This window comes from Nocardia sp. NPDC056611 (assembly GCF_042792755.1).
GTDB lineage: Bacteria > Actinomycetota > Actinomycetes > Mycobacteriales > Mycobacteriaceae > Nocardia.
In genome coordinates this window covers 285,693-309,758 of record NZ_JBHTVV010000006.1, presented here as the reverse complement: position 1 = coordinate 309,758, position 24,066 = coordinate 285,693, and the positions used below count along the sequence as shown (strand labels likewise).

Annotated in this window: 19 protein-coding genes; 11 read left to right on the top strand and 8 right to left on the bottom strand. The window is 69.8% G+C overall.

All coding sequences use genetic code 11. From position 1 onward, the window contains the following. Positions 1–2: 2 nt before the first annotated feature. Both ACFRAQ_RS29380 and ACFRAQ_RS29375 read right to left on the bottom strand, forming a co-directional pair. The gene (locus ACFRAQ_RS29380; protein ID WP_379105344.1) at positions 3–1,862 is read right to left on the bottom strand and encodes a DNA polymerase Y family protein; all 1,860 of its coding nucleotides are present in this window, start codon (positions 1,860–1,862) and stop codon (positions 3–5) included. A gap of 250 nt (positions 1,863–2,112) precedes the next feature. Next, entirely contained in the window at positions 2,113–2,859 is a 747-nt protein-coding gene (locus tag ACFRAQ_RS29375; protein WP_379105342.1) for a hypothetical protein, read from the bottom strand. Positions 2,860–3,264: 405 nt separating this feature from the next. On the opposite strand from ACFRAQ_RS29375, the gene ACFRAQ_RS29370 reads away from it, so the two are divergent. Further along, on the top strand, positions 3,265–4,401 hold the full coding sequence (locus ACFRAQ_RS29370; RefSeq protein ID WP_379105340.1) for a serine/threonine-protein kinase: 1,137 nt from the start codon (positions 3,265–3,267) through the stop codon (positions 4,399–4,401). Positions 4,402–4,488: 87 nt separating this feature from the next. Here the strand turns inward: ACFRAQ_RS29370 and ACFRAQ_RS29365 are convergent, their stop codons facing one another. Both ACFRAQ_RS29365 and ACFRAQ_RS29360 read right to left on the bottom strand, forming a co-directional pair. Then, positions 4,489–5,130: a response regulator transcription factor gene (locus ACFRAQ_RS29365; RefSeq protein WP_213557894.1), complete on the bottom strand. Its 642-nt coding sequence runs from the start codon at positions 5,128–5,130 to the stop codon at positions 4,489–4,491. 95 nt (positions 5,131–5,225) lie between these two features. Further along, positions 5,226–6,524, bottom strand: a complete 1,299-nt coding sequence (locus ACFRAQ_RS29360; RefSeq protein ID WP_357282242.1) for a PspC domain-containing protein — start codon at positions 6,522–6,524, stop codon at positions 5,226–5,228. A 310-nt stretch (positions 6,525–6,834) separates the two neighbouring features. Between ACFRAQ_RS29360 and ACFRAQ_RS29355 the strand changes: the two genes are divergently transcribed. The 3 genes from ACFRAQ_RS29355 (at position 6,835) to ACFRAQ_RS29345 (ending at position 12,205) form a co-directional block, all read left to right on the top strand. Further along, positions 6,835–7,485 (top strand): MspA family porin, encoded by a 651-nt coding sequence (locus ACFRAQ_RS29355; protein WP_379105337.1) that lies wholly within the window; start codon positions 6,835–6,837, stop codon positions 7,483–7,485. 110 nt (positions 7,486–7,595) lie between these two features. After that, complete coding sequence (locus ACFRAQ_RS29350; RefSeq protein ID WP_379105335.1) at positions 7,596–11,711, top strand: AAA family ATPase; 4,116 nt, start codon at positions 7,596–7,598, stop codon at positions 11,709–11,711. An 80-nt stretch (positions 11,712–11,791) separates the two neighbouring features. Then, positions 11,792–12,205, top strand: a complete 414-nt coding sequence (locus ACFRAQ_RS29345) for a nitroreductase family deazaflavin-dependent oxidoreductase (RefSeq protein ID WP_379105333.1) — start codon at positions 11,792–11,794, stop codon at positions 12,203–12,205. A 14-nt stretch (positions 12,206–12,219) separates the two neighbouring features. Here ACFRAQ_RS29345 and ACFRAQ_RS29340 read toward each other — a convergent pair whose 3' ends face one another. Next, positions 12,220–12,807, bottom strand: a complete 588-nt coding sequence (locus ACFRAQ_RS29340; RefSeq protein ID WP_379105331.1) for a TetR/AcrR family transcriptional regulator — start codon at positions 12,805–12,807, stop codon at positions 12,220–12,222. Between the two features lie 76 nt (positions 12,808–12,883). On the opposite strand from ACFRAQ_RS29340, the gene ACFRAQ_RS29335 reads away from it, so the two are divergent. From ACFRAQ_RS29335 to ACFRAQ_RS29315, 5 genes are all read left to right on the top strand, one after another. Beyond that, positions 12,884–13,375, top strand: a complete 492-nt coding sequence (locus tag ACFRAQ_RS29335; protein WP_379105329.1) for a cupin domain-containing protein — start codon at positions 12,884–12,886, stop codon at positions 13,373–13,375. A gap of 117 nt (positions 13,376–13,492) precedes the next feature. After that, positions 13,493–13,963, top strand: a complete 471-nt coding sequence (locus tag ACFRAQ_RS29330; protein WP_379105327.1) for an Ig-like domain-containing protein — start codon at positions 13,493–13,495, stop codon at positions 13,961–13,963. Between the two features lie 239 nt (positions 13,964–14,202). After that, complete coding sequence (locus tag ACFRAQ_RS29325) at positions 14,203–15,420, top strand: FAD-dependent monooxygenase (protein WP_379105325.1); 1,218 nt, start codon at positions 14,203–14,205, stop codon at positions 15,418–15,420. A 116-nt stretch (positions 15,421–15,536) separates the two neighbouring features. Then, positions 15,537–17,198: a PspC domain-containing protein gene (locus tag ACFRAQ_RS29320; protein WP_379105323.1), complete on the top strand. Its 1,662-nt coding sequence runs from the start codon at positions 15,537–15,539 to the stop codon at positions 17,196–17,198. After that, entirely contained in the window at positions 17,191–17,391 is a 201-nt protein-coding gene (locus ACFRAQ_RS29315; protein WP_357098351.1) for a hypothetical protein, read from the top strand. Before ACFRAQ_RS29320 ends, ACFRAQ_RS29315 begins: the two co-directional genes overlap by 8 nt. Positions 17,392–17,518: 127 nt before the next feature. On the opposite strand, the gene guaA is transcribed toward ACFRAQ_RS29315, so the two are convergent. Further along, a complete protein-coding gene (guaA, locus tag ACFRAQ_RS29310; protein WP_379105320.1) occupies positions 17,519–19,084 on the bottom strand; it encodes a glutamine-hydrolyzing GMP synthase in 1,566 nt (521 codons plus the stop codon). 427 nt (positions 19,085–19,511) lie between these two features. Here guaA and ACFRAQ_RS29305 point away from each other — a divergent pair, with 427 nt between their 5' ends. Continuing rightward, on the top strand, positions 19,512–20,336 hold the full coding sequence (locus ACFRAQ_RS29305) for an alpha/beta fold hydrolase (protein ID WP_379105318.1): 825 nt from the start codon (positions 19,512–19,514) through the stop codon (positions 20,334–20,336). A gap of 73 nt (positions 20,337–20,409) precedes the next feature. Here ACFRAQ_RS29305 and ACFRAQ_RS29300 read toward each other — a convergent pair whose 3' ends face one another. Together ACFRAQ_RS29300 and guaB are read right to left on the bottom strand one after the other, a co-directional pair. Next, positions 20,410–21,543, bottom strand: a complete 1,134-nt coding sequence (locus tag ACFRAQ_RS29300; RefSeq protein WP_357098360.1) for a GuaB3 family IMP dehydrogenase-related protein — start codon at positions 21,541–21,543, stop codon at positions 20,410–20,412. A 166-nt stretch (positions 21,544–21,709) separates the two neighbouring features. Further along, a complete protein-coding gene (guaB, locus tag ACFRAQ_RS29295) occupies positions 21,710–23,254 on the bottom strand; it encodes an IMP dehydrogenase (RefSeq protein ID WP_379105316.1) in 1,545 nt (514 codons plus the stop codon). Between the two features lie 347 nt (positions 23,255–23,601). On the opposite strand from guaB, the gene ACFRAQ_RS29290 reads away from it, so the two are divergent. Further along, positions 23,602–24,015: a DUF5319 domain-containing protein gene (locus tag ACFRAQ_RS29290; protein ID WP_029923780.1), complete on the top strand. Its 414-nt coding sequence runs from the start codon at positions 23,602–23,604 to the stop codon at positions 24,013–24,015. Positions 24,016–24,066 lie beyond the last annotated feature (51 nt).

Below are 24,066 nucleotides of genomic sequence, written 5' to 3'. Positions count from 1 at the left end.
CGCTACTCGTACAGCCCCTCCACGTGCCAGACGTTGTCGTAGCCGATCAGCAGTAGCGCGCGCAGCCGTGCGGCGTCCTCCGCGTCCAGCTGCACCTGGGCGCGCGCGGCGAAACCGTCCTCGAACCGGTGCGTCCACCACCGGTCGTCCACCGGCCACGGTCCCGCCCAGCCCGACAGCCGCCACGAACTACTGCCCCAGTGCAGCTGGACCGGATCCGCCGTGAACATGCCACGATCACTGACCCAGACCGGCGACCCGTCGGCGCCCTCCAGCCGCACCTCCGGATGATGCGTGAGCACCAGCGCCGGAGCGGGCTCGGGCAACCGCCCCGGCCACGGCTGCGCCGGATCGTTCGCCGGCACCGGCTCGTCCCCGAGCGTCACCATGGTGATCCGCTCCTCCGGCCCCCGCCCGCCACTGAGCACCCCCATCCGCACCGCGTCCCCGCCCAGCAGCCCCTGCACCCGGATCAACGCCCGCCGCGCCCGCTCCTCGTCCTCCCCGACCCCACCCCACAGCCCCAGCTGCAAGGCCCCGGCCGACACGACCTCCACGGGTTCCAGCCGCAACAGGGTGATGGCAGCGTTCGGCCCGGACTCCCAGCCCTCCCCCGGATCCGGTTCGTACTCATAGGCCTTCGCCCTACCCGACCGACGCGGGCCTCCACCGTGCCCGCGCGCGCCCCGGTCGTCCCGCTGCGCGCCGCGGTCGTTCCCACGCGCGCCACCGTCATTGCCACGCACGCCACCGTCGTTCCCACGCGCGCCACGATCGTCCCGATGCGCGGCAGGGCCATCACCGCGCGCGCCATAGTCCCGATCGGCCGCGCGGCGGGCGCGGGCGCGGTCCAGGGCGCGGCGGGTGAGCCAGCCGTCGAGCTGCCAGCGGATGCGGTCGGCGGTGCTGTCGGGGGTGAGGGGTTCGGCGCAGCGCCAGATGCGTGAGAACTCCTCGCCCGCCTCGGTTTCGGCGTGGATCACCAGGCGGGTGCAGGCCACCGCGGCCGCGGCGAGCTTGGTGTGCAGTTCGGCGGCGAGCATGCGGCCCGCGAAGGCCGCCATGTCGACGCGTTCGATCGGCGGGTCGCAGCGCTGTTCCACGGTGAGGTCGGCGGCGGGCAGGCGGGCCGCGGGCGGCCGCTCCGGCAGCGCGCGGGCACACCGGTGCGCGACGATCGCGTCCGCCCCGAACCGCGACGCCACCTCGGCGGGCGTGAGCGCCGCGAAGTCGCCGATCCGCCGCAGCCCCAGCCGGTGCAGCAGATCCACCAGCTCGACCCGCTGCGGCGCGGCCAGCACCGGTTCCCCCGCCAACTCCGAGATCGGCATGGGCGCAAGGAATTCCGCCCCCTTGCCGGACGGCACCAGGGTGGCGCGGCGGGCGGCGAAGACCGCGGTGGACAACTCGTCGGCGATGCCGATCTGGCATTCCACCCCGACCGCCGCCACCGCGTCGACCAGTCGTTCGGCCGCGGCCTCCTCCGATCCGAAGAACCGCGCCGCCCCGCGCGCCGACAGCGCCAGCATGCCCGGCCGCAGCACCTCGACGCCGGGCACCGTCGCGTCCACGGCCGTCACCACGGGCTCGAACAGCCGCGCGTCCCGATCCGGATCGTCCTGCGCCACCAGCAGTTCCGGGCATCGGCCCTGCGCCTCCCGTTTCCGCAGCCCGCGCCGGATCCCCTCGGCCCGCGCGGTGGCAGTGCACGCGATCACCCGATTGGCCGCGAGCACCGCCACCGGCCGGGTGGCCTCCGTCCCCGCCTCGGCGGCGGCCGCCACCGCGGGCCAGTCCGGGCACCACACCACCAGCACCCGCCGCGGCTTCACGACCTGTCCCCTCTCCCGGCACGACCACATGATCCAGAACTCTTGCCACGCAGAGCACTTCCGCCACGCAAGACACTCCTGCCACGCGGCGAGCCCTTGCCACGCAAGACACTCTTGCCACGCGGCGAGTCCTTGCCACGCGAGACACTCTCACCGCGTGACGAGTCCTTGCCACACGGTGAACCCTTGCCACGCAGGAAGTTCTTGCCACACAGCGGGCTCTTGCCGCGCGGGGAGCCGGGGCCCTCAGGCCGCGACATGGCAGTTCCTCGCGGTCCGGTCAGGACGCGACATGGCGGGCGATGCGCAGCGGCGGCTCGGCCGGGGCGGCGGGGTCGGCGGTGGAGACCCATTCGACGCGGCCGTCGGCGGGGCTGAGGGACAGGTGGCCGAGGCGGGGTTGGGCGGAGCGGCCGCGCACGGAGACATCGAGGCGGACGGTGCGCAACCGGCCGCAGCCCCGGCCCAGTCCGCTGTATCCGGCGACCCGGGTGTCGATGTGCAGCGCGGGCCCCGACCAGGAGCCGTTGGTCACCATCAGCGTGGAGTTCTTGCCGCGGGCGCGGGCGGCCAGGATGCGGGCGCGGGACATCGGCACCGCCAGCCCGTTCAGCCCGAGAACCACCAGGTCCAGGCCATCGAGCAATACCGAGGCAACTTCGAGGGGATCGGGACCGGGATCGGAGACCACGGCCAGCCGGTCCAGTCGCGCTCCCATCTCGGCGGCGGCCAGCAGGCCCAGCCGCGGCAGCCCGACCACGGCGGCATGTCCGCCGGCGCTCGTCACCGCGGCCAGCAGCCCGGAGATCAGCGAGCCGGCGCCGTTGTAGACGACCACCGACCCCTTGGCCAATCCGCCGTCGGGCAAAAGGTTTTCGAGTGCCGCGGGCACCGGCAACGGCTCCCGCCGCGGCTCCGGCGCCATCGGTACGCGCGCCGTGGCCTCGGCGCCGCGCGCCGGGACCGCGGCCATTCGCCGCCGCAACTCCGCCAGCTGTTCCCGCCTGGCTTCCGCCGCCGCACCCATCCAGTGACCACCTCTCCCAGTCGACGGGCTAGCACCGATCCAGCTACCTGACATAATCGAACTCATGTTCGATCAATGCACAGTAGAACTCGAGTCCCGGGACGCGTCAAGAGTCAGTGGCCCCCACCACGGCCGCACAACCTGTGCGACCCCTCCCCGCCCACCGCCCGGCCCGGCGGCAACCGGCTGCCCAGAAGAGAGTGCGGGCGGGTCACGTGTCGTTTCGTCCGGAAGATCCCCGGACCTCCGAGAATCTCCCATCGCTCCCCCATGACCGGAGGGCGTGCGAAACACGGTGTGTCCGTATAGGTCTGGAAAGGAATCCGCGAGACCGCGCCGCAAGACCCAGCAAACCCCGGGTTTCGAACCAGGCCAGTCAGGATGGTTTTCCGCTACCCTGCACCCGTGACCGAACGCGCTCGTCCCATTGTCGGCCCCGATTATCTGGTGGCCGGTCGCTACCGTCTGCAATCCAAGCTCGGCGGCGGCGGCATGGGTGCCGTCTGGCTGGCGACCGATCGCCTGCTGCACCGCGATGTCGCCATCAAGCAGGTCCTCACCACGCAGGGCCTGAGCGAGGACGAGGCGCGCGAGGTCCGCAGCCGGATCATGCACGAGGGCCGGGTCGCGGCCAAGCTGTCGCACGAGCACGCCATCGCCGTCTATGACGTGGTGCTCGAGGCCGGTGAACCCTGGCTGGTCATGGAGTACCTGCCTTCGCGCAGTGTCGCCAAAGCCCTTGCGCTGGTGGATCAGTTGTCCCCGATCGAGGTGGCGCAGATCGGCGCGCAGGTGGCCGACGCGCTCGCGGCCGCGCACGTCGCGGGCATCGTGCACCGCGACATCAAGCCCGGCAATATCCTGGTCGCCGACCGCGGCGACGAGGTCGGCATGGTCAAGCTCTCCGACTTCGGCATCTCCAGCGGCGCCAACGACACCAGCGAGGAGATCGGCGACGTCATCACCGGCACCCCCGCCTATCTGCCGCCGGAGGTCGCCCGCGGGGCCCGCCCCACCACCGCCAGCGACGTATTCTCGCTCGGCGCAACGCTGTACACCGCCATCGAGGGTCAGCCGCCCTACGGTTTCGACGAGGACAGCAATGTCATCGTGGAGCGTGCCGCCATGGCTCAGATCACCCCGCCCGCCCGCAGCGGCCCGCTCACCGAGGTCCTGCTGCATATGATGGAGCCCGCCCCGCAGCGCCGCCCCACCATGACCGAGGCCCGCAACGAGATCCTCACCGCCGCTTTCGGTCCCGGCACCGCGCCCTACATCCTGAACGCGCCGGTCCGTACCGAGGACGGGACGATTCCGGCGTGGGCGGCCCGCAATTCCGCGGCCGGACTGCGCAGCCCCAACTCCAGCCCGCTGCCGCGCCCGCAGCGCACCACCCCCGCGGCCCCGGTCGCGGCGCAGCCCAAGCCGAAGGGCTTCGAGTTCGATTTCAGCAAGCTGGGCCCGAACGCGGGCCCGCTGGCGGTGGCGATCGGCCTGCTCATCGGCCTGCTGATCATCATCGTCGTCGTGATTGCGCTCTAACCGCCTCCGCGCGACGGCCGAACCGACTTCGGACGTCCCCCGAGGATTTACCCTCGACGCACGAAATCAGTTGTCACCCCGGATATCTCAATCGATCCGGCGGCGGTGCGCCCACCTGGTCAGGGCGTTCCGGTTCGACTGCTGGGTCTTGCGCAGCACGTTCGAGGCGTGCGTCTCCACCGTCTTCACCGAGATGAACAGCGTTTCGGCGATCTCGCGATAGGTGTAGCCGCGCGCCAGCAGCCGCAGCACCTCGAGTTCGCGCGGGGTCAGCGAATCCAGTTCCGGATCCAGCGGCGGTTCGGGCACCTGCGACTTGCCGGTGAACGAGTCCAGCACGAACCCGGCCAGTCGCGGCGAGAACACCGCGTCCCCGCCCGACACCCGGCGGATGCCGTCGGCCAGTTCCGGCCCGGAGATGGTCTTGGTGACGTATCCGCGCGCGCCCGCCCGGATCACCGCGATCACGTCCTCGGCCGCGTCGGACACGCTGAGCGCCAGACACACCGGCCCGGCGTCGATGCCCTGCAGCACCGCGACCCCGCCGCCGTCGGGCATGTGCACGTCGAGCAGCACCACGTCCGGCGCGGTCGCCTTGATCCCGGCGATGGCCTCGCCGACGCCGCCCGCCTCGCCGACCACCTCCATATCGGATTCGCGGCTCAGCTCCGCCCGCACCCCGGACCGGAACACCGCATGGTCGTCGACCAGAAAGACCCGGACGCTCACCTAGTTCTCCTCACCTGACGAACCCTGCCCCCATCGGTACCACAATCCCCAGCCCGCGGCCCGCCCACGACTCATGTTCATGGCCGCCCCGGAACTCACAGCTGCGCGGCGTCTTCCGGACTGTCGGTCTGCACCACCAGCCGCTCGTCGCCGCCGTCCTTGCGCGGCATGAAGATTCGTACCTCGGTGCCGTTGCCGGGCGACGACTTGATCTCCACGTGCCCGCCGCGCCGGTCGATGCGGGCGTGAATGGACTTGGCCACGCCTTGACGGTCCTTGGACACCGCGTCCGGGTCGAACCCCTTGCCGCGGTCGCGCACGAAGACACTCACCTGATGCGGCTCCACTTCGGCGTACAGGTCGATGGTCGGCACCCCCGCATGCTTGGCGGCATTGACCAGCGCCTCCCGGCTGGCCCCCAGCACCGCGGTGAAATGCTCCTTGGGCAAACCGATTCCGCTGTCGTCGAGATCCATCGACACATCGCCCACGGTGACCGGGGTGACCTTCACCCCGTGCTGATCCTCCACCTCGCCCGCGATGGTGCGCAGCGCCGCGGCCAGGCTCGACTGCGCGGGCCCGGCGTCCTCGAACAGCCACTTGCGTAGCTCGCGTTCCTGACTGCGGGCCAGCCGCACCACTTCCTGCGGATCGTCGGCCTGACGCTGGATCAGGGCCAGCGTCTGCAGCACCGAATCGTGCAGATGCGAGGCGATCTCCTCGCGTTCGTCATTGCGGATCCGCGCCGCGCGTTCGGAATTCAGCGCCCGCACCATGCGCAGCCACAGCGGCACGGTCAGCAATCCGGCGCCCACCAGGGTCACCGCCACCGCCAGCAGCGCCGACCCGAGCGAGCTGAGATTGATCCGCCCCAGCACCACCACCCCGAGCCCCACCACGATGAGCGTGGCCCCGCCGACGATGCGCGCCCACGTCACCACCGACGGTTTGGCGGGCAGCCCGATGACCGATCTCGGTCCGTCCGCATCGAATTCGCGCCACACCAGCGCCGCGCCGACCGCCACCACGATGATCGGCCCCACCACGTGCGCGGCCGTCCCGTTGAACAACCACGCGGTCGATACCGACAGCGCCATGCCGAGCAGCGCCATACCGATGGCCTGCCGCCGTTCGGAACCGGTCGGCGGGGCCGCGTCGGCGCCCGCGGGCGTGAAGATCCACAACATGCCGTAGGCGACGATCCCGGCCCCGGCGAGCGCGGACAGCAGCACGAACGCCATCCGCACCTTGAAGACGTCGATTCCCAGGTGATCCGAGAGCCCGCCCGCGACCCCGCCGACCACGCGCCCACCCGTGCGCCGCACCAGCTTGGGCTGGGTCGCCACGGTGGCGGCCCCGCGGGCAGGGTCGTACAAGGGCGCGGACGGATACATGCCTTCGATACTGGCACGGGTATCCGACACCCGGCATCGGGAAACACCCCGATTCGACCCCTGAGCCGCCGAATTGTCCGGACCGGACGGAAAGTGGGCGCTGACCTGGCCTGTATCCGATTCGGCCCGATGTGTCGGGGGTGCCGGGCGGATGATCGTTCCCCGCCGGACCGGATAATCGCCTTCCCGCGTCCGAACTGCGTTTTCACACCCTGACCGGGCGAATCTCTCAGCCCTGCCACACCCCGCCTCCCTACCTTTTCACTCAGCGGCGCATCGAGCTCCGCATCGAGAGTCGGGGAGGACTCACATGATCACCAAGACCGCCATCGCCGGTGCCGTCACCACCGTGGGCCTGCTCTGCGGCGCGCCGGCCGCGGCCATCGCCCACGCCGAGGGGGGCCTCGCACCGCACGAGAAGACGACCGTCGCGCCGAACGGGCTGACGGCCACGGTGGGGCACCGGGATCACGCGGCCCACCCGGTCGCGCCGTTGAACAGGATGCCGACCAGCCGGGAGGTCTACCTGGACAACACGTCCTACGGGAACGTCAGCGGCGGGACCGGCAAGATCCGCACCGGATACTTCGTCGCCTGCGCGGTGGACCTGGACGTGAAATTCACCATCGGGGCCAATGCCGGCGTCGATCTACGCGCCGACCTCGGGGTGTCGGCGGGCTTGGAGATGGTGACGCCGACCGCGAGCGTCGACATCGTGCCCAAGATCGGCGCCAGCATCGGCGTCACCCTGGGCATCACGCCCGGCAAGATCACCGATGTCAAACTCGGTGAGAAGCAACTGCCCGCGGGCGACACCGGCTACATCGTCAACCGCGACTACCAGCTGCGGGTGGACGGCTGCGGCGGACCGCTGACCGTGCAGGCGTACACCATCATCGAGGCGACCTCCCCGGGAGCGGACGCCGCGGACTGGGTCGTCGGCGACCCGATCACGCTGTGATCCGCCCGGAACGGCGGCGCGGAACCCCGCGTCGCCGTTTCGGCATTCCCGTTCCCCGGCAGTTACATTGGCGTCATGCTCGCGGGGGACGGACGGCAGGACAGCACGTGGTGACGGAGTCCGAGGCCGATCGAATCCGGTCACCCCGTGCGCTTTTCGCCCAGCGATTCGCCGAACTCTATGCGGTGGCGGGGAATCCGACGCTGCGCCGGGTCGCGACCGCTGCCGAGAACCGCATGCGCGCCGCCCAGGGCAACCGCCCGGGCGGCGCGTCCGCGCAGCGCATCAGCGACTGGAAGGCGGGGCGCAATGTCCCGGCTCGCTTCGAATCGCTGCTCCCGGTCGTGCTCACCCTCATCGACCTGGCCCGTAAGACCGGTCAGCCGCTGCCCCGGCAGCTGACGGATCTCAAAGAGTGGCAACGCCTCTGGCAGGAGGCCACCACCTGGGCTCCCGAGGAGGAGGCGGAAGCCGCCTGCCCCTACCCCGGTCTGATCGCCTTCGGCGGCGCGAATCGCGACCTGTTCTTCGGCCGCACCCGCGCCACCACGGATCTCACCGACCTCGTGCGAGCCGCCGACGGTCCGGTCGTGGTGATCGGCGCGTCCGGTGCGGGCAAGTCGTCGCTGCTGGCGGCGGGCCTGATCCCCTCGCTCTCCGAGTGGGAGACGGCACTGTTCACCCCGGGTGCGCGGCCAACGGCCGCGCTGCGAACGATCGTGGAAACAGCGCGGGCCGAATCGGATTCGCGGCCGACCGCCGCGCCGGACGACACCGCGCCGAAGGCAGCGGCCGAACACGCCGGGCCGCGGGCAGCACTCGAGCACACCGAACCCGACCTCCGGCGGGTGACACCGGCTCTCGCCCCGCGCGCCGAGGGTCCACGCCGCCTGCTTGTCATCGACCAGGCCGAGGAACTCTTCACCGCCTGCGCCGATGATCGTGAACGCGAAGCCTTCCTGGCCCTCCTGCACACCTGCGCCACCCGAGCCGACGACCCCGTCGCCGTCGTCCTGGCCCTGCGCGCCGACTTCTACGCCCACTGCCTCAACCATCTGGTCCTCCAGGAGGCCCTGGAGCACCGCAGTTTCCTGCTCGGCCCCATGCGCACCGAGGAACTGGCCCAGGCCATCTCGGGTCCGGCGCGCGCGGTCGGCCTGGACCTGGAGAACGGCCTCGAAGAGCTGGTCATCACCGAGCTCTGCGGCGCGGGCGGCCAGCACGACCGCCGCGCCTACGACCCGGGCGCGCTGCCGCTGCTCTCCCACGTCATGGCCGCCACCTGGCAGTACCGGGAGGGCCGTCGCCTCACGGTGTCGGGCTACCGCAAGGCGGGCGGCGTCGTCGGCTCGGTCGCCGAGACCGCCGAATACGCCTGGAACGAACTGTCTCCCGGCCAGCGCGCCGCCGCCCGCGACCTCCTGCTCGGCCTGGTCACGGTCACCCGCGACGCTCGCGACACCCGCCGCCCCGGCGTCCGCACCGACCTGCTGGCCCGTGCCGCCGACGCCGAATCCGCGACCGCCGCACTGGAATTGCTCGCCGCCACCCGCCTGATCACCCTCGATGCCGAGACCGTCACCCTCACCCACGAGATCGTCCTCACCGCCTGGCCCCGGCTGCGCAGCTGGATCGACGAGGACCGCGTCGGCTACCTGGTCCGTCAGCGTCTGGAGACCGACGCCGCCGAATGGGCCGGGCAGGAACGCGATTCGTCGCTGCTCTATCAGGGCGCGCGCTTGGAGAACGCCCTCGAGCACGTCGATCCGCCCCCGGCCGGCCCGCTGGCCACCGAATTCCTCACCGCCGCGACCACGGCCCGCACCAAGTCCCGCCGTCGCGCCACCTGGATCCGGGCCCGGCTGGCCCTGTTCGCCGTGGCCGTCCTGGTTTTCGGGTTCAGCGCCTATACCCAGACTCGGCTGGCCGATCAACGCCGCGACGACCGCGACTTCGCCGCCGTACTCGCCGAAGCGGACCGGGTCCAGCAGTCCGACCCGTCGCTGGCCGCGCAGTTGAACCTGATCGCGTGGCGGATGCGGCCGGACGATCGGGCCGTGCGCTCCCGGCTGTTCCAGACGCAGGACACCCCGTTGGCGACGGTCACCCCCGCTCATGCGACCGCCATCGAGAGGATCGTCTACCGGCCCGACGGCAAGATCCTGATCTCCTCGGCCGCGAACACCCTCCGGTTCTGGGACAACGCCGATCCCCAGCATCCCAAACCGCTCTCCGTGCAACCGCTTCCGCTGGCCGGTTCGGATCCCAGGCAACCGGATGCCACGCCGCTGGAGTTGACCGGGTACAACAGCGCGTCCTTCAGTTCCGATGGCACGCTGCTGGCCACCACCAGCGCCTCCGACGGGCAGACCCGGCACATCGTGTTGTGGGACGTGTCCACACCCGCGACGCCACGGCGGCTGTCCACCGTGACCGAACCGCCGGATTCCAATTACGTGCAGGTCGCCTTCGTGCCCGGGGGCCGCACCCTCGCGGTGCTGACCGCCACCAAGTTCAGTCTGTGGAATGCCGCGGATCCGGCTGCCCCGGTCCGGGTCTCGTCGCGGCAGATCCCGCTCGGCGTGAGCGACCACCTCAGTCTCCGCATCAACCCCACCGGTCGATGGCTGACCGTCACTCATGCCTCGCTCGAGGGCGTCTCCCCCATGCTCGACCTGTGGAACATCACCGACCCCGCCAACCCCACACCGGTGACTCCGGCCGGTGAACCGATCCCGGCTGGTCGACTCGTCGCCTTCACCCCCGACGGGGCCACCCTCGCCGTGGTGACCCGGATCCGCGGCATCGCGGCCTCCGATACCACCGTGGAACTGTGGGATGTCTCGGATCCCGCTCGTGCACACCGGTATTCGACGGTGAGTACCGGCTCGAACTATGTCGGCGCCCTCGAATTCGCGTCGGACGGCCGGATTTTCGCCACCACCAGCACGGACGGCACGACGCTGTGGAACATGACGGACCCGGCCCGCCCGACCCGATACGGCGCCACCCTGCCGGGCAATCCCGGTAAATGCCGCTACACCCAGCTCACGGTTCCGTGCAAGGGCGCCCCCACCACGCTGGCCTTCGCACCCGGTGGCCGCACCCTCGTCACCGGCGACGCGCAGGGCGAGATCCGAACCTGGTCATTGCCAGTCCTGCTCACCGCGCCCGACGGGCAGGGCGCGGCGGCGGCCTTCGACCGGACCGGAACCCGCCTGGTCACCTTCTCCGACAACGGCCGGATCATCGTGTGGGATCTGCGAAATCCGGACCAGCCCAGCCGAATCGGCGACTATCGCACCGAGCCCGGATTCATCGGCGCCACCTTATCGGCCGATGGCAATACCCTGCTGACCCGCAGCTCGCCGGACGGTTCGTATGTTCGGGAGACCCAGCACGTCTTCGACCTGTCCGACCCCGCCCGCATTCGCGTGCTCGGCGACCCGGCCTTCCCCGGAGCCCAGTACAGTCCGTCCGTCTCCCCCGACCTGCGCCTGGCGGCCGCGACCAACGCGGACAACACGATTCAGCTCTGGGACATGAGCGATCCGGTACACCCCAAGCCCGTCGGCGACCGCCTGCCGACCCACACCGCCTACCCGAGAGCGTTCTTCGACGCCAACGGCGCCACCCTCACCGTCAGCGAAATCGTCGGCGACACCAACACGGCCGAACTCCTCGTCACCCTCTGGAATGTCGCCGACCCCGCGCACCCCGGCCGCGTCGCCGACCTGCTCCGGCAACCCGCCGTCGCGGGCGACCAGATCATGGTCACACCCGATCACCGCACCATGGTCGTGATCGCCAATGACACCTTCCAGAACTGGGACATCAGCAATCCCACCCGTCCGGTCCGGCTCGGCGACCCGGTGCCCGCCCGCACCCTCAACCTCGCCTCCATCCGCTTCACCACCGACTCCCGGACCATGATCACCACCGGCATCGACGGCGCTGCCCGACTCTGGAACATCACCGACCCGGCCCATCCCGCCCCCACCGATGCCCTGGCCGAATCCGGCTCCACCTCCATCACCGCCACCTTCTCCCCCGACAACCGCCACGTGGCCATCACGACGGCCTACGGTCCGATCAAACTCTGGGACACCGACCTTCCCCACGCCGTAGCCCGAGTCTGCGACACCACGTCGGACATCTGGACCGAAGCTCTTTGGCGGCACCACCTCCCGCAGCTGCCCTACCGCCCGCCGTGCCCGGCCCACTGACATCGTCCGAACTGCCGGGCGGAATACCGCCGAGCCCCGGACCGGTTGGAGTCCACGAGATCCCGAACAGGACAGGTGAGATGAACGCATTCAACGAATCCGTGATCGCGGAGTTCCGCGCCAACAACGGCAAGGTAGGCGGCCCCTTCGAAGGCCGCACCAACATGGTGCTGATCACCACCACCGGCGCGAAGTCCGGCCGCCCCACCACCAACCCCCTGGTCTACGTCCCCGACACCGACCGCATCATCCTCATCGCCTCCAACGGCGGCGCCGACAAACACCCCGCCTGGTACCACAACCTCCGCGCCAACCCGGAGCTCACCGTCGAACTCGGCACCGAAACCTACACCGGCAAAGCCGAATTCCTCCCCGAACCCGAATCCACCACCCTCTACAACCGCATGATCGACCTCATGCCCGTCTTCGCCGACTACCGAGCCAAGACCACCCGCCACATCCCGGTCATCGCGGTGTATCGCCAACCCGCGTAAGGGTTGCGCCCGAATCAGCCGCTCGACGGTTGAACCCGCAGCCCATCGGACAACAGGGTGAGCAACCGGCGCCAGTCGCCGCTGCCGGAGCGAATGGTGGCGGACAGTGCGCCGACAACCATGTAGACATCGGCGACGGTCAAGTCCGGGCGCACTGTTCCAGCGGCCCGATCGGATTCGATGAGCGCGCCGATGATCTCGGCGAGCTGTTCCAGCGCAGCGCCGCGCGGTTCACTACCGCGTGATTGACGGGCGGCTTCGATGGCGGCGGACAATCCACTGTCGGCCGCCAGGATTTCGCCGACATGGGTCAGATAATCGAGCACCCCCCGGCCGGGCTCGGCCTGGTCCAGACATTGGGTGCGCGCGTATTCCTCGATCTCGGCGAAGCGTTGCGCGGCCGCGGCTTCGATCAGGTCGGCCTGGGCCGGGAAGTGCCGGTACACGGTGCCGATCCCGACACCGGCGGCCCGCGCCACCTCCGGAAGTTGGACCTGACTTCCCCTCTCCGCGAACAGATTACGTGCGGCTTCCAGGATGCGGTCGCGATTGCGGGAGGCGTCCGCGCGCGGCTTTCGCGACGGCGACGATGGGCTTGACACTCGGGTTCCCTTCCGGCCTACACTCGAATCGGATCCGGATTCCGGTTCCGTTTCTCTTGAGTCGAAGGGTACCACCATGTCCCACAATCGATTTCTGCTGCTCGAAGCCGGCGCGGCCCGCCCCGGCCGCCTCCCGCTGCCGCCCGCGTTCGCGGTGAAGGCCACCACCGCCGATACCGAAGGCCGCTTCTCGCTCCTGGAAGTCACCCTCGCCCGCGATATCCCCCGCCACACCCATGACGCGGCCGACGAATCCATCTACGTGCTCGACGGCACCCTCGAGGTGGAATTCGACGACCGCGTCGAGCACGCCACCGCCGGGATGTTCGTCCTACTCCCCCAAGGCATTCCGCACGCCCTGCGCTGCGCCTCGACGCCCCCGCCGCGCCTCATCCAGATCTCGTCACCGGGCGGCTGGGAGTGCTACCTGGAGGATCTGTTCGAGGCGGGACCCGCCGTGCTCACCGCGGGCGCCCTCGACCCGGCCAAGATCAACCCGATCGCCGCCAAACACCACATCCGGTACGAGGAACCCACGGTGGCCCAGTACGACCCGGACGGGAGTTGATACGGCATGCGCCCCGGGAAGTAGGGGCAACCCGGTTTTTTGAAACGTGACGATTTCACTCCCTGCGGACGATAGCTTTCTTCGACCTCACTCGAGGTCGAAGAACAGGAGACGCGGATGAGTACACGTAGTGGGCTGGATCGCCGGATCAGCTGGGGCGTTCGAGCTCTGGTCGCGGCATCGACCCCGGTATTGCTGTTCGGCGCTCCGGCCGCGGCCGAAACCACCATGGGGAACGTCGCCATGAAGGAGTCGAATCCGCAAGTCGGATGCGCCTACGAGGTGAACAGCGGTGCCCTCTACCGGTTGCGCGCCGGTGACCAGGCGAGAGACAACTTCGCGGGTAGCGGCATGGTGGTCACCTTCTTCGACGATGGGGCCACCATCGGCACCGGCACGGTGGGTGGCGACCCGAACGGGTGGGGCCAGGCGAAGGTGTCGTGGACTCCGAAAACCGCTGGGCAGCACCTTCTTACCGCGCAGGTGGAGGGCCGCACCGGCCCGACCCCCCTGGATCCGTTGACCGTGCAGGTCCGCGCGGCCACGAGTACGGGCAGCTTCGGCTGCTTGCCCAGCATCTTCGGCTAGAGCGAAACCAATTGTCTGCCAACAGATTCGATCGGCACTGAACCAGATCTGCCTCGGGGTGGAATAGGCTCGAAGGTGATGGGAATGTCGTCGTCGGGTGAGAACTGGCGGCACATTCTCGGCCGGGCCGATGAATTTCGCGCACCCCCGCCGTCGATACCTCTGGATGCACCGCAGCGGTGAGTCAGAGTAGGCGCGAACAATCCGGACCTGATTCGGATCGGCGAGAGGGAGGCGCGATGAGTGGGACCAAAGTGTTGGTGGCGGGGGCGAGTATCGCCGGGCCCGCGTTGGCGCATTGGTTGCGGCGACGGGGAGCCGAGGTGACCGTGGTGGAGCGGGCTCCTGGGTTGCGGCCCGGTGGGCAGGCGGTGGACGCGCGCGGGGTGGCCAAGGAGGTCATTCGGCGGATGGGGCTGGATGCGGAGGTGCGGGCGGCACGGACCGAGACCGCGGGGGCGTACACGGTGGACGTGGACGGGAAGGTGCTGGAGACGTTTCGCGCGGACGATCATGACGGGGACGGGTATATCTCGGAGATCGAGATTCTGCGCGGGGATCTGTCGCGGGTGCTGCACGACGACACTCGTGACGAGGTCGAGTACATCTTCGGGGACCGGATCGCGGAGCTGACGCAGGACGCGGACGGGGTCGACGTGGTCCTCGAGGGCGGAGAGCGGCGGCGTTTCGACCTGGTGATCGGGGCGGACGGGCTGCATTCGGGGCTGCGCGCCATGGTTTTCGGCCCGCACGAGCGGTTCGTCCGGCATCTCGGGCACGCGCTGGCTTTCTACACCGTGCCCAACGAGTTCGAGCTGGACGGCTGGCTGATCGACTACCAGACATCCGGGCGCTCGGCGGGTCTGCGACCCATCCGGGACGCCACCCAGGCGATGGCCCTGTTCTCCTTCGTCGCCCCCGACCTCGACATCGACTACCGCGACATCGCCGCGCAGAAGCGCCTGCTCCGCGCTCGGATGGACGGCATGGGCTGGCTGACCCCACGCATCCTCGCCCATCTGGACGACGCCCCGGACTTCTACCTCGACCAGGTCGCCCAGGTGGTGATGGACCGCTGGTCGAGCGGACGCGTCGGCCTGCTCGGCGACGCGGCCTTCAGCTCGTCCCCCTATTCCGGACAAGGCACCGGCCTGGCCCTGGTCGGCGCCTACATCCTGGCCGGAGAGCTGGCCGCCGCCGACTGGGACCCCGAAGCCGGATTCGCCGCCTACGAGCAGCGCATGCGCCCGTTCGTCGAGGCCAACCAGGAAATCGGCCGGCTGCACGCCCGCAGTCGCGATATTCCCGACCCGAACGCCGAGCCCGGCCCCGAACCCGACTGGGACTTCGACCTGATCGACCGCGCGCTCAACGGCATCGAACTGCCCGACTACGCGGAATTGCCGGACTCCCGCCCTGCCGCCGAACCGCCGATCACCTCATCAGCAAGCAATTAGGCGGCCCAGCGCATGTCACGCTTCACCGAACGATGGCCGGTCGGGGCCAAGTTCAGGTGGGGGTTCAGGGTGATCCCCGATGCGGCTGAGCAGGGCCTGACAGCACGATGGATGCCATGACGAGAACGAGCGACTGGTCCAAGGGTGCTGGGCGTACCGGCTTCTCCGATCAGATTCAAGATCTGTGGCAGACGCGGCCGGTGCGGTTTCCCAAGGACGGGCCGATCGCGGGCGTCGCTGTCGGTTTCGGCCGGCGCTACAACGTGGACCCGGTGCTGGTGCGGGTGGCGTTCGTGGTGTCGGCGTTGTTCGGCGGGGCGGGCGTCGTGCTCTACCTGCTCGGATGGCTGCTGCTGAACCAGGCCGGAGACCAGTCCTCGGCGGCGGAGTCGCTGTTCGGGCGCGGCCAGGCGTCGCAGCCCTCGTCCAAGACCATCGTGCTCATGGTGGCGTTGGGGATCGCTGTGAGCACGATGGGTCCCGTCGGGGTGGGGCTCGGCGGTTCCGGGGTGATCAGCTTCGCGCTCATGCTGGGCGGATGGTGGCTGCTGTATCAGCGCCAGATGCAGCCGCCCGCAGGCTATTTCGAGCAGCCGGCGGTCACCGATCCGTTCAACACGGGGTATCCGGGCACCGCGAGCCCGTACTGGACCGGGTATCCGGGCACCAATGCGGTGACCTTCCAGACGTACGGGCCGTACACGACACTGCCCGATCACTACGAGCCCGACCCCAACCAGCCGCCGGTCGCCGCACCGGAGCCGGAACCGGTTGTCACGCAGAAGATTCCGGACACCGAGCAGGTCACCGACGTGCTGGAGACCCGGTACGCGCCCGCATCGTCGGTGTCCGACACCGTGATCCTGCGGAAGTCCGAATCCGCTTCGGGCCCCGGCACGCCGGAACAGCCGGACGAGCCGGCGGACACAGCGGCGACGGCTGTCGATCTCACCAAGCCGAAGACCGACGACGAGAACGGCGGCGCCCCCGAGACCCCCTCGGCCCCGCCGGCCGACGTCGAACCGCCTACGCTGCACCGGATTCCGCCGGTCATCGACCGCCCACGCGCCGGATTCGGCCCCGCCCCCATCTCCCCCGACTTCGGCCCCACCCCGCCCGGCTGGGACCCCCTGGGCGTGGCCCCGCTGGCCTGGCAGCTGCCCGAGCCGACCACGCCGGTCCAGCAGCAAGTCGTCCAGGCTCCCCCGGCCCGCCCGCGGTCCCGCCTGACCCCCGTCACCATCGGTCTCGCCATCCTGGCCGCCGCCGCGGCGGGTTCCATGGCCGCGTCGGGCGTGGAGTGGATGACGCCCGGCCGGATCGGCGCCGCCGCATTGGCCGTGGTGGCCGTGGGCCTCATCGTGGGCGCGTTCCTGCGCCGCGGCTACGGCCTGATGGTGGTGCTGGCCCCACTGGCCGGTTTCGTGATCCTGGCCTCGCTGATCGGCCCGATCCAGTTCGACGAGGGCGCGATGGGCGACCACAAGTGGTCCGCCGCAACCGATTCCGAGCTGCTGCCCGTCTATCACATCTCGATGGGTTCGGGCACTCTCGACCTGAGCCAACTGAAGCTGACCGAGGATCGCGCGGTCGAGGTGAAGGTGCGCATGGGCGACGCCCGGGTGATGCTGCCGCCGAACCTGCGCGTCAACACGACCTGCAATGTCCGCATGGGTGATTCGAACTGCCCGAGCGGAATCTCGGGCCCGGCGACGGGCCCCGTCCTGAACCTGACCGTCGACGTGCAGATGGGAAACGCGGAGGTGAACCGTGGCTGAGAACAAGAACCGCCGACCCTCGTTCGCACTACTGCTGGCCGGCCTGCTGGGCCTGGGCGTGAGTGTGTGGGCCTTCATCGGCCCCCACTTCTGGCCCGTCTCCGGCGGTCTGTCGCTGGGCTGGATCGTGGTGATCGCCGCCATCGTGGTGGGCGTGATCCTGGTGCTCAGCCCGAAGAAACACCGGGAGTAGACCGCACGCGCCGCCCCCACCCCCTCGCCGGGGGCGGCGTCCTTCCTTCCCGGAACTGCCCTTCCGAGAAGGCCGAAGGCCCCGCACCTTTCGCAGGTGCGGGGCCTTCGCGTTCAGCGGGGAGCTCTCACTCCCATTCGATGGTGCCCGGCGGCTTGGACGTCACGTCGAGCACGACGCGGTTGACGTCGGCCACCTCGTTGGTGATGCGGGTGGAGATCCGCTCCAGCACCTCGTAGGGCAAGCGGGTCCAGTCGGCGGTCATGGCGTCCTCGGAGGAGACCGGGCGCAGCACGATCGGGTGGCCGTAGGTGCGGCCGTCGCCCTGCACGCCGACGCTGCGGACATCGGCCAGCAACACCACGGGGCACTGCCAGATCGACTTGTCCAGCCCGGCGGCGGTGAGCTCCTCGCGCGCGATGGCGTCGGCCTGGCGCAGCAGCTCCAGCCGGTCGTGGGTGACCTCGCCGATGATGCGGATGGCCAGACCCGGACCCGGGAACGGCTGGCGCGCAACGATTTCCTCGGGCAGCCCCAGCTCGCGGCCGACCGCGCGCACCTCGTCCTTGAACAGCAGCCGCAGCGGCTCGACGAGCGCGAACTCCAGATCGTCGGGCAGACCGCCGACATTGTGGTGCGACTTGATGTTCGCGGTGCCCGCGCCGCCGCCGGACTCGACCACGTCCGGGTACAGGGTGCCCTGCACCAGGAACTCGACCTTGGTCTCGCCCTGCTCGCCGACCACCTCGGAGACCGCGTCCTCGAACGACCGGATGAACTCCCGGCCGATGATCTTGCGCTTCTCCTCCGGATCGGTGACGCCCTTCAGCTCACCCAGGAACTTGTCGACCGCGTCGACGGTGACCAGCTTGGCCCCGGTCGCGGCGACGAAATCACGCTGCACCTGCTCGCGCTCGCCCGCGCGCAGCAGACCGTGATCGACGAACACACAGGTGAGGCGGTCACCGATGGCCCGCTGCACCAGCGCGGCCGCGACCGCGGAGTCCACACCGCCGGACAGGCCGCAGATGGCGTGGCCGTCGCCGACCTGCTCGCGCACCTGGGCGATGAGCGCCTCGGCGATATTGGCGGGCGTCCACGCGCCCGGGATGCCGGCGATCTCGTGCAGGAACCGGCTCAGCACCTGCTGGCCGTGCGGCGAGTGCAGCACCTCCGGGTGGTACTGCACGCCGGCGAGCTTGCGCGCCCGATCCTCGAACGCGGCGACCGGCGCGCCCGCGGAGGTCGCGGTCACCTCGAACCCGGCGGGCGCGTCGGTGACGGCGTCGCCGTGGCTCATCCACACCGGCTGCCGGGTGGGCAGGCCGCCGTGCAGAATGCCGCCGTCGACGCTGAGCTCGGTGCGCCCGTACTCGCGAGTCCCGGTGTGCGCCACCGTGCCGCCGAGCGCCTGCGCCATGGCCTGGAAGCCGTAGCAGATACCGAAGACCGGCAGGTCCAGTTCGAACAGCCGCGCGTCCAGCTGCGGCGCGCCCTCGGCGTACACGCTGCTGGGTCCGCCGGAGAGGATGACGGCGAGGGGCTGCTTCTCCGCGATCTCCTCGACGGTGATCGTGTGCGGCACCACCTCGGAATACACACTCGCTTCGCGCACCCGGCGCGCGATCAGCTGCGCGTATTGCGCGCCGAAATCGACAACAAGGACTGGTCGCTGGGTTTCTGCCACCCGCACAGTCTAGTGAGCGAGATAGGACACACTCTCCCCGGGCGACCGCTCCCCCGCCTCCCCGGAACTCGGCGGACAGCTACGTGCCGTTGGCCGTCGAACACCCGTGCCGGCGGTCAGGTGCCGAACCGATTTCGGCCGTCCCCGACGAATTACCCCGACGGGCACGAAATCAGTCGGCACCCAGGGGATCGGGTTCACTGTGGACCGCCACCCCGGGCCAGGGTGCGCCGCGGCCTCGGAAGCGGTTACCCGCCCGGCCCGGAAGTGGTGGCATCGGGACGGTATTCGCGTCGGAGTTGTCCTGGATAGGGACTTCCGCCCTCGCCTGGACGGTAATTCCTCCCCGACCGAACGGGCCGAGCGACACCCGCTGTGCCGGTGGGCAGGAAAGCTCGCCGGTTTGTCACCGGTGCTGGCTATTCTCTACCTCGTGCCATTCGCCCGTGCGATCGATGCCGAGATCCACTACGAGGACAGCGGGGGCGAAGGTCCGGTTGTGCTGCTGGGGCACGAATTCCTCATGGACCGAACGATGTTCGCGTCGCAACAGGCGGCGTTGACTCCGGAGTTCCGGATCGTGACCTGGGATGCGCGCGGACACGGCCGCACCCGCGACGAGGGGCTGCCGTTCACCTACTGGACCTCCGCCCGGGACGCGCTGACCGTACTGGATCAGCTGGGCGCGCAACGGGCCGTGGTGGGCGGAACCTCCCAGGGCGGCTTCATCGCGCTGCGCACCGCGCTGCTGGCCCCCGACCGGGTCGCCGCCCTGGTGCTGCTCAGCAGTGAGGCGCACGAGCCCACCGCCGCCGAACTCGCCAATGGCCGAAAGTTTCTGGACAAGTGGCACGAGGACGGCCCCCGCCCCGCGCTCGCCGAATACCTGGCCCGCTGGCTCATCGGCGACGACGACTGGTATCGCGCCGTGTGGGTGAAACGCTGGCTGGCCCGCGACCCGTCGGCTACCGAGGTCGCCGCGGGCGCGCTGCTGGGTCGCGACTCGGTGCTGGAGCGACTACCCGAAATCACCTGCCCCACTTTGGTCATCCACCCGACCCGCTCGGGCGTGCCCCGCTCGCACGCCCGGGAACTGGCCGAACGCCTCCCCCGCGCGCACTATCTGGAGATCGACGGCGCCCGGCAGACGGTGAACATGACCCACCCGGTGGCGGTGAACTCCGCGATCCGGGAGTTCCTCCGCGATATCGCGGTACCGCCGCTGCGCGATTTCAGCGCCCGGCCGGGCAGCCGCTGACCGACCCCGGATACGACTCGCGCCCTTGCGCATTCGAGTGAATGCCCAAGGGCGCGAGTGCAGGGTCTGATCGCTAGCCGCGCACGTTCAAACCGACCTTCTGGAATTCCTTGAGGTCGCTGTACCCGGTCTTGGCCATCGAACGACGCAGGCCGCCAACCAGATTCAGCGAACCGAACGGGTCGTTGGACGGGCCGTTGAGGACCTGGTCCAGCGGGACCCGCTCCTCGTCGACCGCGTACGGCAGCACAGCGCCGCGCGGAACCGACGGGTGCGCGGCGGCCGAGGGCCAGTACCAGCCGTTGCCCGGGGTCTCGCGGGCCATGGCCAGCGGCACGCCCAGCATGACCGCGTCCGCGCCGCACGCGATGGCCTTGGCGACGTGCCCGGAGGTCAGGGTCTCGCCGTCGGCGATGACGTGCACGTAGCGGCCGCCGGTCTCGTCCAGGTAGTCGCGACGCGCGGCGGCGGCGTCGGCGATGGCGGTGGCCATCGGCACACCGATGCCGAGCACCTCACCGGTGGTGGTGGAGCCCTGCATCGAGCCGTAGCCCACGATGACGCCCGCCGCGCCGGTGCGCATCAGGTGCAGCGCGGTGCGGTGATCGGACACGCCGCCCGCGACCACCGGCACATCCAGCTCGGCGATGAAGGTCTTGAGGTTCAACGGCTCCCCGTCGCCCACGTGCTCGGCAGAGATGATGGTGCCGTGCACGACCAGCAGGTCGATCCCGGCCTGCACCAGGCTCGGGGTGAGGGCGCGCGCGTTCTGCGGGCTGACCCGCACCGCGGTGGTGACCCCGGCGGCGCGCACCTCGGCGACCGCGGCGGCCAGCAGGTCGGCCTTCATCGGCGCGGCGTGCAGCTCCTGCAGCAGCGCGACCGCCGCCTCGGTGCCTTCCTTCTCCGCGACCTCGGTCAGCTGCTGCACCTTGGCGTCGACGTCGGCGTGCCGGGCCCACAGGCCCTCACCATTGATGACGCCCAGGCCGCCGGCCTTGCCCAGTTCGATGGCGAACTTCGGCGAGACGAGCGCGTCGGTGGGATGCGCGAGGAACGGGATCTCGAAGCGGTACGCGTCGAGCTGCCAGGCCAGCGACACCTGCTTGGAGGAGCGGGTCCGGCGCGAGGGCACGATGTCGATATCGTCCAGCTCGTAGGTGCGCCGAGCCGTCCGGCCCATGCCGATCTCGACCATATCGCGCATCGTTGTTCAGTCCTCCTGTGTTGGATTGCCCTCCGCTTCGCTCCGGGCGGGTTCGCGGCGCTGGAAGTCTCGTTCTTCCCTCCTCCGCTCCTCCGCTTCGCTCCCCCGCTCCGTCAGTCCAGAACGAGACGCGCCGCGAACCTTTGGGCGTTCACCTGTTTTGTGGTCAGGCGCGTGTCGTGTAGTTGGGAGCCTCGACAGTCATGGTGATGTCGTGCGGGTGCGACTCCTTCAGGCCCGCCGCCGTAATCTGCACGAACTGGGCCGCCTGCAGATCCGGAATGGTCTGCGCGCCGGTGTAACCCATGGCCGCGCGGAGACCGCCGACCAGCTGGTGGATCACCTGGTCCAGCGGGCCGCGGAACGGCACCCGGCCCTCGATGCCCTCGGGCACCAGCTTCTTCTCCGACAGCACGTCGTCCTGGAAGTAGCGGTCCTTGGAGTAGGACTTGGCCTCGCCGCGACCCTGCATGGCGCCCAGCGAACCCATGCCGCGGTAGCTCTTGAACTGCTTGCCGCCCACCAGGATCAGATCGCCCGGCGACTCGGCGGTACCGGCCAGCAGCGAACCCAGCATGACGGTGGAGGCGCCGGCCGCGATGGCCTTGGCGATGTCACCGGAGTACTGCACGCCGCCGTCGGCGATGACCGGCACACCGTGCGGCTTGCACGCCGCGGTGGCCTCCAGGATCGCGGTGATCTGCGGCGCGCCGACACCGGCGACCACGCGGGTGGTGCAGATGGAGCCGGGGCCCACACCCACCTTCACCGCGTCCACGCCGGCTTCGACGAGCGCCAGCGCGCCCGCGCGGGTGGCGACATTGCCGCCGACGATCTGCACGCGGTCGCCGACCTCGGCCTTGATCTTGGAGACCATCTGCAGCACGCCCGACTGGTGGCCGTGCGCGGTGTCCACGATGAGCACGTCCACGCCGACCTCGGCCAGCGTCATTGCACGCGACCAGGCGTCCTCGCCGACACCGACAGCCGCGCCGACCAGCAGTCGACCGTCGCGGTCCTTGGTGGCGTTCGGGTACTGCTCGGTCTTGACGAAGTCCTTGACCGTGATGAGCCCGCGCAGCTTGCCGGAGCCGTCGACGATCGGCAGCTTCTCGATCTTGTGGCGGCGCAGCAGGCCCAGCGCGGCCTCGGCGGTCACGCCCTCCTGGGCGGTGATCAGCGGCGCCGGGGTCATCACCTCGGCGACCTTGCGGTCCTGGTCCACCTCGAACCGCATATCGCGGTTGGTGATGATGCCGACCAGCATGCCGCGCTCGTCCACCACCGGCAGACCGGAGATGCGGAAGCGGGCGCACATGGCGTCGACCTCGGCGAGGCTGTCGTCGGGGCGACAGGTGACCGGGTCGGTCACCATGCCAGCCTCGGACCGCTTCACGGTCTCGGCCTGCGCGGCCTGCGCCTCCACCGACAGATTGCGGTGCAGCACGCCCATACCGCCCGCCCGCGCCATGGCGATGGCCATGCGCGCCTCGGTGACGGTGTCCATGGCCGAACTCACCAGCGGGGTCCGCAGCGAGATGTCGCGGGTCAGCTTGCTGGAAGTGTCGACCGAACTCGGGATCAGATCGGAGGCCGCGGGAAGCAGCAGCACATCGTCGAAGGTGAGGCCGAGCATGGCGATCTTGTTGGGATCGTCGCCGCCCGTATGGGGGCGGCCTGCGTTACGTTCGCCCGTCACGGGACTGCTCATTCGGATCGACCCCTCCTGGACCTCGGCAACACCCACCGGGCCGGGTCCCGGCGGATGCGTAGATGAATGGCAATGCCGGCGATTGCTACCCGGCCTTTGGTCAACCATGGTATCCGTCCACGATGCTGTGCCAGATTTGCCCTCCGCTTCGCTCCAGGCTCTTCGCGGCCCGCGTTACCCCGGCGGGCCGCGAACATGTAGCGGATGTCATTGGCGCTGCGAATTGTCGACTCTGCCATTAACGTGTCGGCTGTCACTACATCACTGTCCGCCGTACCACCAGCGAAGTGGAGGCAAATCCCCTTCAGCGCTGGCGCACAGGGGGTGGTTCTGCGTACCGTGGGACTGTGCGTGACCATCTACCACCTGGCTTGCCGCCGGATCCATTCGCCGGAGACCCCTCCGACCCGTCGGCCGCGCTCGATGCCATCGAGCCGGGGGAACCGCTGGATCCTCACGAGCGCCTAGCGGTCGAAGAGGATCTCGCCGACCTCGCGGTATATGAGGCACTGCTGGCCCACCGCGGCATCCGCGGTCTCGTGGTCAGCTGCGAGGACTGCCGGCAGGATCACTACCACGACTGGGACATGTTGCGCGCCAACCTCCTCCAGCTACTGGTGGACGGCACGGTGCGACCGCACGAACCCGCCTACGACCCGACGCCCGAGGCCTACGTCACCTGGGACTACTGCCGCGGCTACGCGGACGCTTCCATGAACGAGGCACTGCACGGCGACGGATTCGACGGATTCGACGTCTGATTCATCGGAAAGGGCCTGCATCCCCAGGGGATGCAGGCCCTTTCCGTTTTC

Excerpts from the sequence above, each read along its gene's own strand:
- ACFRAQ_RS29380 (WP_379105344.1), bottom strand. The coding sequence starts at position 1,862 with ATGTGGTCGTGCCGGGAGAGGGGACAGGTCGTGAAGCCGCGGCGGGTG.
- ACFRAQ_RS29375 (WP_379105342.1), bottom strand. The coding sequence starts at position 2,859 with ATGGGTGCGGCGGCGGAAGCCAGGCGGGAACAGCTGGCGGAGTTGCGG.
- ACFRAQ_RS29360 (WP_357282242.1), bottom strand. The coding sequence starts at position 6,524 with ATGTATCCGTCCGCGCCCTTGTACGACCCTGCCCGCGGGGCCGCCACC.
- ACFRAQ_RS29355 (WP_379105337.1), top strand. The coding sequence starts at position 6,835 with ATGATCACCAAGACCGCCATCGCCGGTGCCGTCACCACCGTGGGCCTG.
- ACFRAQ_RS29345 (WP_379105333.1), top strand. The coding sequence starts at position 11,792 with ATGAACGCATTCAACGAATCCGTGATCGCGGAGTTCCGCGCCAACAAC.
- ACFRAQ_RS29335 (WP_379105329.1), top strand. The coding sequence starts at position 12,884 with ATGTCCCACAATCGATTTCTGCTGCTCGAAGCCGGCGCGGCCCGCCCC.
- ACFRAQ_RS29330 (WP_379105327.1), top strand. The coding sequence starts at position 13,493 with ATGAGTACACGTAGTGGGCTGGATCGCCGGATCAGCTGGGGCGTTCGA.
- ACFRAQ_RS29325 (WP_379105325.1), top strand. The coding sequence starts at position 14,203 with ATGAGTGGGACCAAAGTGTTGGTGGCGGGGGCGAGTATCGCCGGGCCC.
- ACFRAQ_RS29320 (WP_379105323.1), top strand. The coding sequence starts at position 15,537 with ATGACGAGAACGAGCGACTGGTCCAAGGGTGCTGGGCGTACCGGCTTC.
- ACFRAQ_RS29300 (WP_357098360.1), bottom strand. The coding sequence starts at position 21,543 with ATGCGCGATATGGTCGAGATCGGCATGGGCCGGACGGCTCGGCGCACC.
- guaB (WP_379105316.1), bottom strand. The coding sequence starts at position 23,254 with ATGAGCAGTCCCGTGACGGGCGAACGTAACGCAGGCCGCCCCCATACG.